Source organism: Mucilaginibacter pedocola, from assembly GCF_002013915.1.
Taxonomy (GTDB): domain Bacteria; phylum Bacteroidota; class Bacteroidia; order Sphingobacteriales; family Sphingobacteriaceae; genus Mucilaginibacter; species Mucilaginibacter pedocola.
Genome location: NZ_MBTF01000001.1, coordinates 794,782 through 808,532, shown reverse-complemented (window position 1 = coordinate 808,532; position 13,751 = coordinate 794,782). Strand labels below are relative to the sequence as shown.

General features: G+C 47.2%; 9 protein-coding genes. 5 read left to right on the top strand and 4 right to left on the bottom strand.

Annotated elements, in window-relative coordinates; genetic code table 11:
- Positions 1 to 14 precede the first annotated feature (14 nt).
- The 4 genes from BC343_RS03630 to BC343_RS03615 all read right to left on the bottom strand — a co-directional run bounded on the left by BC343_RS03630 (position 15) and on the right by BC343_RS03615 (position 3,774).
- Positions 15 to 941: a bestrophin family protein gene (locus BC343_RS03630; RefSeq protein WP_078346345.1), complete on the bottom strand. Its 927-nt coding sequence runs from the start codon at positions 939 to 941 to the stop codon at positions 15 to 17.
- 32 nt (positions 942 to 973) lie between these two features.
- A complete protein-coding gene (locus BC343_RS03625) occupies positions 974 to 1,474 on the bottom strand; it encodes a hypothetical protein (RefSeq protein ID WP_078346344.1) in 501 nt (166 codons plus the stop codon).
- A 258-nt stretch (positions 1,475 to 1,732) separates the two neighbouring features.
- Positions 1,733 to 3,094, bottom strand: a complete 1,362-nt coding sequence (locus BC343_RS03620; RefSeq protein WP_078346343.1) for a HAMP domain-containing sensor histidine kinase — start codon at positions 3,092 to 3,094, stop codon at positions 1,733 to 1,735.
- A complete protein-coding gene (locus BC343_RS03615; protein ID WP_078346342.1) occupies positions 3,091 to 3,774 on the bottom strand; it encodes a response regulator transcription factor in 684 nt (227 codons plus the stop codon). The genes BC343_RS03620 and BC343_RS03615 overlap by 4 nt, the downstream gene beginning before the upstream one ends.
- A 282-nt stretch (positions 3,775 to 4,056) precedes the next feature.
- Here BC343_RS03615 and BC343_RS03610 point away from each other — a divergent pair, with 282 nt between their 5' ends.
- The 5 genes from BC343_RS03610 to BC343_RS03590 all read left to right on the top strand — a co-directional run bounded on the left by BC343_RS03610 (position 4,057) and on the right by BC343_RS03590 (position 13,709).
- Positions 4,057 to 5,445: a serine/threonine protein kinase gene (locus BC343_RS03610; protein WP_078346341.1), complete on the top strand. Its 1,389-nt coding sequence runs from the start codon at positions 4,057 to 4,059 to the stop codon at positions 5,443 to 5,445.
- A 162-nt stretch (positions 5,446 to 5,607) separates the two neighbouring features.
- Complete coding sequence (locus BC343_RS03605; protein WP_078346340.1) at positions 5,608 to 7,026, top strand: serine/threonine protein kinase; 1,419 nt, start codon at positions 5,608 to 5,610, stop codon at positions 7,024 to 7,026.
- Positions 7,027 to 7,113: 87 nt separating this feature from the next.
- Positions 7,114 to 8,076: a hypothetical protein gene (locus BC343_RS03600; RefSeq protein ID WP_078346339.1), complete on the top strand. Its 963-nt coding sequence runs from the start codon at positions 7,114 to 7,116 to the stop codon at positions 8,074 to 8,076.
- 97 nt (positions 8,077 to 8,173) lie between these two features.
- Positions 8,174 to 9,649, top strand: coding sequence for a PP2C family protein-serine/threonine phosphatase (locus tag BC343_RS03595; RefSeq protein WP_078346338.1), 1,476 nt, complete (start codon positions 8,174 to 8,176; stop codon positions 9,647 to 9,649).
- Positions 9,636 to 13,709, top strand: a complete 4,074-nt coding sequence (locus tag BC343_RS03590) for an FtsW/RodA/SpoVE family cell cycle protein (RefSeq protein ID WP_078346337.1) — start codon at positions 9,636 to 9,638, stop codon at positions 13,707 to 13,709. Before BC343_RS03595 ends, BC343_RS03590 begins: the two co-directional genes overlap by 14 nt.
- Positions 13,710 to 13,751: the final 42 nt, after the last annotated feature.

Here is a 13,751-nt window from a genome sequence, read left to right as displayed (position 1 = left end):
AAATTAAAACCGAGTTAAAGGATGTAAAACACTTTAGCCTCGTCTCTCACTGTTTTGTTGGGGAGAGACACGGCCTCCAGGTTACTGTCGTTTAACATTTGTTTCAGGTCGCGTTCAATGGTTTGCGATATGGCTGTTGTGGGCGTATCGCTTGGTTTATTCTCAAATGGATCCTGCAAATGGATCGCCATTTTCTCTACAAGTAAAAATGCAGCAGCTATAGCAATGATCAGCGGTACCTCAAACAGGCCGAAATACTCTATCAACCCAAATGGCAACAGCATAATAAATAAGTACAAGCAAAAATGGATGTACAAACTATAGGTAGACGGAAACACCGTGTTTTTGATGCGTTCGCATTTACCCATGGCATCGCAAAGGCGGGTTAGCGTACGGTCAACTTCCACCTGCTGGTAATCGGTAAGCCATCCATTTTTGTAAGCCAAGCGGGTATCCAAGCCATGTAACTTCATCAGGCTGTTGGGCATATTAGAGTACCTGCGTGTAAATTTCACTTCTTCGTCTACCAACAGCTCGGCACTGCGTACGTAAGCATTTTGCCCCCTTAACGATTGGCTTAGCGCGTAGCACCAGGCTATTTGCCTTTTAACAAATCGGTTTTTAAAATGCTCGGCTTCTTCGTTACCGCTATCCAAAAAAGTGATAAGCTGGCGGGTAAGCGAACGCGAATCGTTAACAATGGCCCCCCAAATGCCACGGGCTTCCCACCAACGGTCATACGCCTGGTTAGAGCGGAAGGCCAGCAGCAACGATATAATAGTTGCCAGTATAGAAGGCACCGCTATGGGTATGGATATACGCAGCGTTGGGAAATAATGGTGGAACGCAGCTATTAATACAGCGTATGCGGCCACCAGCAACAACTCGCCTTTTATTTTGCCTACCACGTATTTTACAGGGATATTATCTTTGAGTAACATAGGTGTAATGTTTAAAGATGTGCAACAATAGCTTACACCTGCTCAAGCTCTAACTGGTCGGTGCTGTGCAGCGCTTTAATTTTTGTTGGCTGTACCGTAATGTAAGGTATCAGGTCAACTATCGGGCATTTGGCACGGTCTAAAAACGCGTCCGGCTCGTTGCTCATTGGTGTAAGCTTAATGTAGCTAAACTGTTTAAGGCGTGCAATTTGGTTTATATCCCTTGCCTCCAGGTAGTTTTTGAAAAGCGCCACGGTGTTGCCGTAAAAAAACTCCGTTTGCAGGCTTTCAATGTATTCGCCGTATTCGCGGCTTAGGCGAGTAAGCTCGTCTAAAAACTCTTGTGTAACATATTCGTATTCGCGGCTGCGGCGCGATAGCATCAGCAAGTCGGAAATAGAATCAGACAAACCAAGGAAATTTACCATTGTGATGTTAAACTTCTGCCCCGGTTGCTGCTGTATCAATGCTGGTACAGCCTGTAACGACTCTAAGCTAAAATCGGTTGGGATTAGGATGTTTGTTGTTTTCATGGTAATGCTTATTTATTGTTTGATACAATATTCGGCACCGGCCATTAGAACGATATAAGAGGAAGATTAGAAACTGATTAGAGTTTTAAATATCTGTAAACCAATTAGGAATATTGTAAAAGGTGCTGGAAATATCGGGCCTTTGTCATGCTGAGGGACGAAGCATCTGATCGCCGATTTGCAAATTGGTTAATGCATTGTGGCTAACAGATCCTTCGCTATCGCTCAGGATGACAAGCAAATTTTATATAGATCAAACTACCCTGCGTACACCGGCAACATCACCCTTATAGTAGTCCCCTTATCCACTTTAGATGCAATAGCTATACTCCCTTTGTGGAGCCTTACAATATTTAGCGCCAGTGGCAGCCCAACACCATGCCCTTCAAACTTGCCGGTGTTAGATGCCCGGAAGAATGGTTCGAAGATATGCTGCACATCGCCCTCGGGTATGCCAATACCTTCGTCTTTAATGCTGATAATAACACTTTTATTCTCGGCAAATATAGAGATGGTTACAGGTTTATTATCCGAATACTTGCAGGCATTTAAGGCTATGTTGCTAAGCGCCAACCGCAGCAGGTTAATATTACCCATAATAACCAGGCGGTTTTCATCCTCGGGCAATGCTGCCAGATCGATATTTATATTATTCTCGGGGATAATGTTATCTGCCGATTCTTTGATCATCCAAACCAACTCGTCGGCACGTATTTGCTCCCAGCTTTGTTTTTTACCATCGAACCCGGTTTGAGCTAACCCTAATAAACTGGTTAGAATATCCTGCAGGCTTTGTGCACCAATTAATATCTCGTTCAGGGTTTTTTTAGCATCGGCACCGGGTGTGTTCAACTGCTTTAGCGCAAGTTCGGCTTCGCCTTTTATTACAGCAAGTGGGGTGCGTAATTCGTGCGAGGCATTGCTCACAAAATTGTTCTGTGTTTCGAAGGCGGTCTCCAGCCTGTCGAGCATATCATTAAAGGTTTGGGTAAGCTCGGCAATTTCATCTTTGCCCGCGTAAAGTTCCAGCCGCATGTGCAGGTTGCTTGCGGTAATGCCGTTTACTTTTTTGATGATCTTGCGTACCGGCTGAAAAGTATGATAAGAGAATCGCGTACCAACAAAATAAGCCAACAGGATAGATGCCAGGAAACCGATAATAAGCACCTGCTCCAGGTTATTCAACTCGTTCAAGCCGTATGGGTCCCTTGCCGATACTATGATCATTACCTCATCATCGCCTACACGGAAAATATTACCGGCATAAAAAACATTATCTTTCTTGAACCTTGTACGCCCATCGGCCATGATGCTGTTGGCCAATTCCTGTGGCACGCCATGTATATGCGACTTTTTGTAATCGGCCGGTTTTATGGTGTATTCCTTTTCGGAAGATAGCACCTCCAGATAGCGTTGGCGTATACCTTTTACCATACTAACGCTATCTTTATCATCGCTGTGGTATATTTCCGAAGCTATATTAACCCTGGCCTCCAGTCTTTTATAAAAGTCGTCGAAAGCAAATTGGTGAGCGAAATAGAAAATAGCGCTGCTGAGCATCAGGATGATAGATACTGTAAGCCCCAAAAACATCAAGGCAACCTTTCGCTGTATGCTCATCCTTCCTGGATTTTAAAGATGTAACCCATGCCCACTACAGTGTGTATTAGTTTTGGTTCAAAATCCTTATCCACTTTTTTGCGCAGGTAATTGATGTATACATCCACCACATTGGTACCCATATTGAAGTCGATATTCCAAACATTCTCCAATATCTCAATACGCGAGAGCATTTTATTGCGGTTACGTAGTAAAAACTCCAACAGGCGGTATTCGGTGGCCGACAGGGCGATGATTTTGCCACTACGTTTTACAACACGCTCATCGGTATTGATGGAAAGATCGGCAACCTGCAGCAGGTTGGGAGTGGGGGCACCTATGCCGCTGCGGCGTGCGAAACTGCGCAGGCGTGCATTCAGTTCGGCCAGGCTAAAGGGCTTTACCATGTAATCATCAGCACCGCTATCCAGACCCGATACCACGTTTTCGGTAGTCCCCAGCGCGGTAAGCATCAATATAGAGGCCGTTACTTCAGATTGCCGCAACCGCCGGCAAACTTCTATTCCGTTGATGCCGGGTAGCATAACATCCAGTATGATGACTTGAAAGTCGCCCTTAAGCCCCATTTGCAGGCCCGTGGTGCCATCCAAAGCAACGCTTAGCTCATGCCCTTCGGCGGTAAGGTCGCGCTGAATAATGGAAACCAGCTTTGCTTCGTCTTCTACCAGGAGTATCTTCATTTGGGCAAATATATGTTAACAGGCTGAAGAAAAAATAGGTGCCTGAATTTTGCAGCGGAGTTAATTGTATAAAAACGTCATGCTGAACCTATTTCAGCACCCCATCATACAAGCCACAATGCTAAGCCGCTTTGCATGAACGCTACCTGCCGTGTGGGGTACCGAAAAAATTTCGGCATGACGTGCTTATCTAAAATCAGTGCAATAATACTTGTTGATGCTTTTACATTCTCCCTCCGCCATAGTCTATATTCCCGTCGGTTAATTATATTAGCACAATAAATGAGCAAAGTTTTTACCATTGCAGAGGGGCTGGAGAATTTGGGTGCGCTGCGCAGCGGCGGCCAGGGTTCGGTTTATAAGGGGCGGCGCATGGGGCCAATATACTCGGCAGTGAAACTGATACCCACGCCCATTTATACCGAGAACAGCGACGATAAAAACTACCGCAACTTCGAGAACGAGGTAGCCAAACTACAAAAGGTAAACGAGGTACCCAATCCCAATATCGTAAAAATAATAAGCTCCGGACTTACCGAGAGTGGCTCGTTCCCCTTCATTGAGATGGAGTTTATTGACGGGCCCGACCTGAGCGAACTACTATTGCCCCCTCACGATAAGGTATTCACCCTGAAAGAAGCCCTAAAAGTTGCCGACCAACTGGCCAGTGCCTTAGCCCATTGCCACCGCCTGGGCGTAAAACATGGCGACCTGAAAAGCAACAACGTAAAATATAACCTCCATACCGGCAACTATGTACTGCTCGATTTCGGACTGGCCATCATGACCGAAGAACAGCGCCGCAGCAGTATGCGCAACGCAGGCGCGGTGGAGTTTATGGCGCCGGAACAGTACGATGGCAAGATGCTGCCCCAAAGCGATATCTACAGTTACGGCATTATCCTTTACGAACTGTTGGCAGGCGAAGTGCCGTTTGTGTTAAAAGCCAATAACGAAGCTGCCCGAAATGCGTTAATGCTAAAGCAGATGGAAAGCCCTGTGCCCGACTTATTGGAAAAGCGCAAAACCAATTTGCCGGATAACTGGGCAAAGGATAAAATGGCCGCAGAACTGAAGGTGCCCGACTGGATGCTGAAGGTTGTGGCCAAATGCCTGGAGAAAAACCCGGCCGACCGCTTTGCCGATGCTTTGGAGCTGTACGATGCATTGTCGGTACACCAAACCCGAATGGAGCCTATCGCCCCCGTGGTAGAGAGCGATAAGCAATATGCCGAAATAGAGTGGAGCCTGAAGCTGCAACTCATAAAAAACCAACTGCAGGACAGGCTGATATCTGAAATGATATTGCTGTACAACGCCCAACCCGCCGCCAACCTTGCCGACGAGAATAAGGCCTATTACCTTAACGACCAGGTGAAACTTCACCACAGCCGCCTGAACGAATTGCTACGCGAAAACGGTAAGGACGAATATGGCCGCGATAAAGATATACAAGCAGCGTTGGATAAAATACAGGAAACCGAGTTACTGGCGCATCCATCTAAACTATACATACCCAAAACTACGCTTTATGCGCTGCTCACCGCTTTGGGTGCACTGCTTTTTACCACAATATTTTTATGGGAAGTATACCGCCACAATGCCACCGCCATAAAACTGATGAATCTGTTTTTAACCATAGCAAAAAGCATTTTCGGCTCGAAAAAATAGTTTTCAAAAGCGTGGGTACTTTCACTTTTTGCCGTCTCTCAAGCAGGCAAAGCTTATATTCACTGCAACATTTTTTGAATTACACACAACAATCGGCCCGCTTTATTGTAATTTCATAGCAGGTATACCGTTATACGGGCAACGGTTATTTTAACAGCATACATGAGTAAAGTATTTACAATAGCAGAGGGTTTAGAAAACCTTGGCGCACTGCGCACAGGCGGCCAGGGTTCGGTATATAAAGGTAAGCGAACGGGTACCATCTACTCGGCCGTGAAGCTGATACCAACCCCCATACATACCGAAAGCGGCGACGATAAAAACTACCGCAATTTTCAGAACGAGGTTGCCAAACTGCAAAAGGTAAACGAGATACCTAACCCCAACATCGTAAAAATATTAAGCTCGGGCGTTACCGAGAGCGGCTCTTTCCCCTATATCGAGATGGAGTATATCGATGGGCCCGACCTTAACGAGTTGCTGGCCCCGCCTCATGATAAAATATTCGCCATAAAAGAATTACTTAAAGTAGCCGACCAATTGAGCTGTGCTTTAGCGCATTGCCATAATGTAGGGGTAAAGCATGGCGATATTAAAAGCAACAACGTAAAGTATAATATCCATACTGGTAATTACGTACTGCTCGATTTTGGTTTGGCCATCATGAGCGAGGAACAGCGTCGCACCAGCATACGCCATGCAGGAGCTGCCGAGTTTATGGCACCCGAGCAGCACGAAGGCAAAATGCTGATGCAAACCGATGTGTACAGTTACGGCGTTATCCTTTACGAATTACTTACCGGCGACGTACCATTCCCGCTAACCGGCGAGGGTGATACTGGCCGCAATGCCGTAATGCTGGGCCACATGGAAGGCGAGGTGCCCGACCCTATAAAAGCCCGCAAGCTTGCCCTGCCCGAAGAATGGCCCGAGCAGAAGATGCGCCAGGAAATGCAGGTGCCGGCATGGTTGCTTAACCTGATAAGCAAATGCCTGCAAAAGAAACCCGAAGACCGCTATGCCGACGGGCAGGAATTGCACGATGCCATTATAAGCGGTAGTATATCGGCAGCGCAGGGCACGGTTGGTACGGGCATTGCAGGTATATCAAAAGCAAATATTGACGCGTTAAAGGCAGAGAATAAACGCTTGCAGGAACAGGTATTGGAGTTACAATCGGCAGAAGTCTCAACGGAAGTTATTTCAGCAGAATCCGTACCTGCCGACCCATCAAAAATGTTGATATCAAAACTGGCTTTCAATGGGCTAGTGGCTCTGTTGGTGCTGTTCGTGGGCTTTTCGGTGTATGCTGCATTTTATAAAAAGGATGCCCGTTTACCAAATAACGCTACCCAGCAGGATACAACGCAGCAAAACACCGGCGATACCGCCCGTATGGAGAACCCGCAGGGAGATATGCCGGCGAATGGTTTTTACGAAGAACGCCAGCGCCGCGCCGATTCGTTGAAGCATGTACGCGATAGTTTGATAAAAGCATCCATTGATAGTACGGCGCGCGCAGCAAGGGCTGCACAGGCAGCAAAAGATAGTGCAACGATAGATACATCGGGCAACCAGTAATAAACGTTTAAAATTATAGCCGGGCAGCATCAAAACATCTGGTTGGGGTGTATGTTCAGTAACCATATTCGAATCTTAAAGCAATAAATGGAAGCGAAACCAAGTTTTTGGCAGCGTATTGGTATACAGGATTGGTTTTTAACCAAAGAGAGCACAGGCGTTAACGGCAAAATACCGCCCCTTACGCCCGATAGTGTTTACACCTACATTGTAGAGAAATTCCGCGACTCGATAAAGGACCTTTCTTTTGCCGACCGCGTGGTATTTTACCACGAGTTCATCATCAGTTTTAATGCCGAGGACTACAAAGAGTTCATCGAGAATAAGCAGGGGCTTTTCGGGTTGATCGTGCAGGAAACCGTAAAGAAGTTTTACGAGATATTGCAGGAATACCGAACAGCCGGCAAAAAGGTAGAGCCATCGGGCTCTAAATGGGTTTTCCGCCTCGTATCGCACCCCGATTACCAGCGCGGTGATAAAGGCTTTATGGGCAAACTGCTGCCCGGTAACAATAACCAGCCCGCCAAAAAGGAAGAGAATTTAAGAGTAACCTTCATTCCCCGCCAAACCGGTATAGCCCAAACTTTTGATGTGAACCAGGATATACTGAAAGGCTTTATCTATTACAGCGAGGGCTACTTTGAAATACCTTACCAGGAAGACTTGGAATACAGCGAGAAGGAAGCCATCAAACCCGAAAGCAAAAGCATCGCCCGTTTCGAAACCATTATACCCGATAAGCAATTCGCCGGTAAAAAGGTGGAATATTTGATGAAGGATGACGACATGATTGTATCGGGCAGCGACGAAACCCGCGAAGAGCAAAGCATTTTTAAAGTACCCAGCGAATGGGTGAACACTCCGCATTTACAGGTGCGCTACAACAAAGCGGATGGTAAATTTTATTTAGCATCCTTTGGCGAGATGACCACATTGAACGAGATGGCGGTACCCACCAGCGATATCAACGCACCAAAATGGGTAGAGTTGCCCGTAAACTCGCGCATATTACTGAACGGCATTATTGGTTTAAACCTGTTTAAAGCGTAAAAAGGTATGTCGCAAATATTATCCATAGGCTTATTGGTAATGGTGGTTTGCCTGCTGGCAACACATTTTATCGATATTAAAAACTCCGGTAAAACAAATGGCTGAAAACTTTTTTGGACTGACCGATACCGGCAAGGTACGCAGCAATAACGAGGATACCTTTATTGCGCAGCGCCTCAGCGGGCAGCTAACATTAGCCGCAGTAATTGATGGCGTTGGCGGCTATAACGGGGGCGAAGTCGCAGCGGCCATCGCCCGCCAGCAAATGATAGATTACCTGAACGAGAACCATACGCAGGTTATCCCGGCCATGATAGATTCCTTCAAGCTGGCCAATAACGCTATTTCGGCAAAAAAAGCGGAGGTGAAGGAGTTGGATGGCATGGCCTGCGTGGCTACTATGGCGGTGGTTGATATCCAGAACAACTTGTTCTACTACGCTCATGTAGGTGATACCCGTTTGTATTTGCTGCGCGATACCACGCTGGTGAAGATATCTAAAGACCATTCCTTCGTGGGTTTTCTGGAAGATTCGGGTAGGCTGACGGAGAAAGAGGCGATGGACCACCCTAAGCGGAATGAGATAAATAAGGCTTTAGGTTTTACTACGCAAATAGATGCAGATGAGAGTTTTATAGAAACCGGCCAGTCGCCTTTTTTGCCCGGTGACATGCTATTGCTTTGCAGCGACGGGCTAACAGATATGGTGAACAAGGCTGATATTACTGCAATTATCACGCAGAATACGTCTTTGGAAGAAAAGGCTACACAACTCATAAATGCCGCCAATAAAAACGGCGGGCACGATAATGTTACCGTGGTATTGGTGTATAACGACAAGGCATCGCAAAACCGCCCGCAGGTTGCCCCAACGGTCGACATAAAAAAAAACACTGAACCGGTAGCCGAGGTAAAGAAAGAATACAAGGCAGCAAAAGCCGCTATTGAGACTGATAAACAAAAAGCTATGCCCCAAAAAAGAAGCAGTTTGTACAGTGTTTTCATCACCATTTTGTGCCTTGCTTTTTCAGGCGCAGCGCTGTACTACTACATGCAATGGCAAAAAGAACTGGATAAGCAACCCGTCGTAGACAACACTGTAGCCATAAAGCCCGAAAAACAGTCACGTAACGAGCAGGAGATAAAAATTCAGAACGCCATAAATATGGCTAAGGGCGATACTGTCACCTTAGTAGATACCTTGTTTAAACAACCCGTTATTATTAGCGATACGTTGGACATTAGCAAACCGCGTGTATTCATTAAAGTGAAAGGCAAAAGCGGCCTTACCCTACAATGCGATACGGCTTACCATGGCCCCGCATTTGCTGTAAATAAAAGCGCAAAAGCTATTGGTTTAGAGAATGTTAAACTGCAAGGCTTCAACGTGGGTATAAGCACTTATAACACCGACTTTCACCTGCGTAATGTGCAGTTCGTAGATTGTGTTACGCCCGTGTTGCGCTCATTCATTTTGCCTTCAAATAAACCCGTTACCGAAGGTTTCCCTATTACGGTGCTGTATGCCGATTCTGTAAGTAAAGCCCCCAAACCCGCCAATGGAACAAGGTAAGCCGCAAGAAATTAAGCCCGGCCGCGGCAAAGAGCGGGTATTTTTATTACTCGTAGCCATATTTTTTGGTGCATTGTTTTTCAGGCTGCATACCGTATTGCAATTGCGCTTTGCGGATGTAGAAAAACGTCTTGCCGATGGCACCATGGTGAACCTGAACGATAAAGACCCTGCCGGCAATATCCATAAACTGCTAACCCGCGGCTATTACTTCGACGATAAAAAAGACATAGACCTGATCACCAAAACCGTAGGCGATAACATCGGCACAGGCGATAAAATTGACAACATTGGCGAGCTGAATAAAAAGAAATACTACGTAGTTGCCGATGATGCTTTTGAAGCAGGGGGCGAGTCTTTCAAGAAACGTGTAACAGCCTCTCGCTCGCTGCTGGGCTATACCGGCGAAGATTCGTTGCTATTTGTAAGCGAACGTAATACCGCCATGCATCTGCCCGCGCAAACCGACCTTGGCCTGGGTGAGCTGAACATTAGCGGCAGCATATTCAACAAAAAGGAGCCCGTACCCGGCGTATTGGTTCGGTTGGATATGATATTGCCGCAAGATAGCATTTACACGGATGAAGAAACCGACGAGGTAAAAACCAAAACCGAGCAGGGCGAAGGTTTCCGCAAAACTTTCTTTACTGATATCACGGGCAAAAAACTACAGGAGCTTACATCTTACGCCCGTACCGACGGCTCGGGTACTTACCACTTTAACCATTTGCCTGCCGGCAAAGCATTCAAAGTATTGCCCTTGCAGCCGGGTTTCCAGTTCGGTACATCTCAAGGAACAGAGAATTTGGATGAGGATGCTGTATTTAACTTCTCGCAGGCCCCGCATACTATCCGGTTGTTCTCTACCCGCGATTTTAATATCCTGAAGAAAGAGAAATCGCTCATCATCCGTACACCTGCCGAGTTTAATACCTGGTTTTGGATCATCGCAGGCAGCTTTATTGCAGCTTTCCTATTCGTGCATTTGATACTCTCATGGCGTTTCCCTGCTGCCGACCAGATAGTTCTGCCCGTAGTGATGATACTCACGGGGTTATCTTTTATTACCCTGCTAAGCCTTCAAGACCCACTGCGCGACCGCTTCCTGGCTAAGGATTCCTTAACATATTTAGGCATCGGATTAGGCGCGTTACTGGTAATGCTGTTCTTCAAGATGCGCCGCTTTACTGTCGATTCCTGGTTGTACCGTTTGGTTATCTTCAAAAACAACCAGCGTGCTGCAAATGGCTGGCCATGGGTGGTAATAGCCGCTGGCTTGCTGGCGCTCACCATCGTATTCGGTACCGGTCCTGAGGGGAGCGGGGTGAAGGTTAACCTCTTCGGTTTTCAGCCCAGCGAAATTGTTAAATACCTCATCATCCTTTTCCTGGCGGGATTTTTTGCTGCCAACGAGAAGATGATAAGCGAATATACCACCTGGACAAAACGCGGCTCGTTCTTCGCCTTTGCGCTGATAGCCATTTTGGTAACACTCATGCTTTTCCTGCTGCTGGGTGACCTTGGGCCGGCAATGGTGGTATGTTTTACCTTCATCGCCCTGTTCTCGTTCTCGCGTGGCGATTTTATGTTCATGGCCATAGCGGTGGTGATATACGTACTATGCTCTTGGATATTAAAGAATGTTTGGCTATCGGCTTTGGTTACCGCGGGAATTGTTGCCTTGTTGATGATATTTCAGCGCCGCAAACTCAGCGAATCGGCCATTATGGTGCTGGTTATTATGGCTGCGTTCTTAACTATCGACCAAATACCATACTTAGGAAAACTATTCCCCGGCCCCGTGCAGCGTTTGGTTGACCGTAAAGCCATCTGGACCGACCCATGGAATAACGAAGTGTACGGCGGCGACCAGGTAGCCAACGGATTATGGGCCATGAGCAGCGGCGGCGTATCCGGCCAGGGTGTAGGCGAAGGTTTCGCCAAAACCATACCCGAGGCACATACGGATATGATATTGCCCTCTATGGGCGAGGAGTTCGGTTGGACGGGTATTGTTTGTATCTTCCTGCTGTTCCTGCTTTACCTGCACCGCTCCATCATCATTGGGCGGCGCACGGGCACGCCGTTCCTGTTTTATTTATGCGCAGGGGTGGGGGTATCAACCTTTGTACAGTTCCTGCTTATTGCTGGTGGCTCTACAGGGGCATTGCCTTTGTCGGGGGTATCATTGCCATTTCAAAGCTATGGTGGTTCGTCGTTGGTGGCTAACCTTTTGGCGTCAGGCTTTTTGCTCTCGGCATCCTTAGTCCGCGGTACGCCCGTGCAAATGAAATATATCTCTAATCAGCAGGATAAAAACCTTGTACCAGCTTTGATAGCAGCCATAATGGGTGTTACATTGCTTACAGTAAGCGTATCCCGCTACTTGTTCAATAACAAAAAGTGGGTGGTGCAGCCGGCTTTGGTTGCCGATAAAAGCGGTGCACGTATGTTCAGCTATAACCCACGTATCGCTATCTTGATGAACAGGCTGCAGGCTGGTTCTATTTACGACCGTGATGGTGTTTTGCTGGCTACCAGCAAACCTGAACTGGTGAAAAAACAAATGGCAAAACTGGAAACGGCAGGTGTGGGCAATTACAATATCGATTCGGCGATGCACAAAAGGCTGAGCCGCTATTACCCCTTCGAAGAGCAAATGTTCTTTTGGACGGGAGATGATAACTCCGGCGTGTTCAACGGCAGCCCTAACGGCTACTTTGCGGAATACGAGCATGCCGCCGAATTGCGGGGCTTTAAACTGCCCACAACCAATTACAATGTAACCGCTAACCGATACCGCGAGGACCGCTTTTTGGCTCGCGGCGTAAAAGAAATGACGGTGGTAAAACGCGATTACAGCGCGTTGTCGCCTTTGTTATTAGCAGGATTAAATAGCACCGCCGTAGATTCCTTCAAGAACCGTAACCGCGATGTGCAGTTGACCATGGACGCGGGCTTACAAACCAGTATTCAAAAGTCGATGGAAACCGATACCTCGCTGCTGGACAACCGTGTATCAGTAGTAGTGATGGAATCGAACACCGGCGATGTGCTGGCATCATCTATGTACCCGCTGCCGCCTATACACGATTGGGAAAAACTAACCATGAGCACCTACGAGCAAAACCAGTTGGCCAATTGGATGACTACAACGGACTTGGGCTTTACCCTGGCAACGCAGCCGGGTTCTACCGCTAAATTGGTTACTTCGCTGGCGTCGTTCAATAAATTAGGCATGGCGGCAGAAAAACGTACTTTCCACGTAAGCGAAGGCGAACGTATCCGTACCAAAGGCATCGAGCCGGATGAAACAGGTACTATTACGCTGGAAGCTGCGGTAGCTAAATCCAACAACGTTTACTTTATCAAACTGGCCAACGAGGAGCATTTACAGGAAGAAATGGCTACGCTGTACCTAAAAACCGGTATGTTTTTACATGGCGTGGGAGGTTATTATTATGGCAGGCAGCAGGAAAATGCCGCGCAGGAAGAAAAATGGCGCGAATTGTGGCGCAAAACCGAGTTCAACACCAAGCCCCGGTACGACCCGAATAATATCCGCCGCACGCGCGCTAAGGGCATCTCGGGTATGTCCTGGGGGCAGGGCGAGCTGATAGCCACGCCTGCCGCTGTGGCAAGGGTGGCCGCGGGTATTGCCAATGCGGGCACGATGCCAACTAACCGCTATGTACTTAAATTCAGCGATTCTGCTACTTCGGTTAAGCCGGGTATTAAGCTCGCTAACGACCCTAAATACGCTGCACTGATGCGCCATTATATGATAGAGCAAAGCGCACCAAAGGTTTACACGCTCGGCATGTCGGTAGCCGGTAAAACCGGTACGCCAGAACGTATCTGGAAGAAACAGCAGATAAACGATGGCTGGTACGTATTCTTCGCGCCGAAGCAAAAAGGCAGCGGCAATATTGTGGTTTGCGTGCGTATCGAGTCCACAAAAGGTTCATCAGATGCCGTTAAATTGGCCGGTAAGCACGTAATACCTTTTCTGTTGAAAAAGGGTTATATTAAAAACATTGTTGAGCAAACAAATCAATAATGGCTGGGTTAGAAAATTAGCGCTTCCGCAGCGCATTAATAC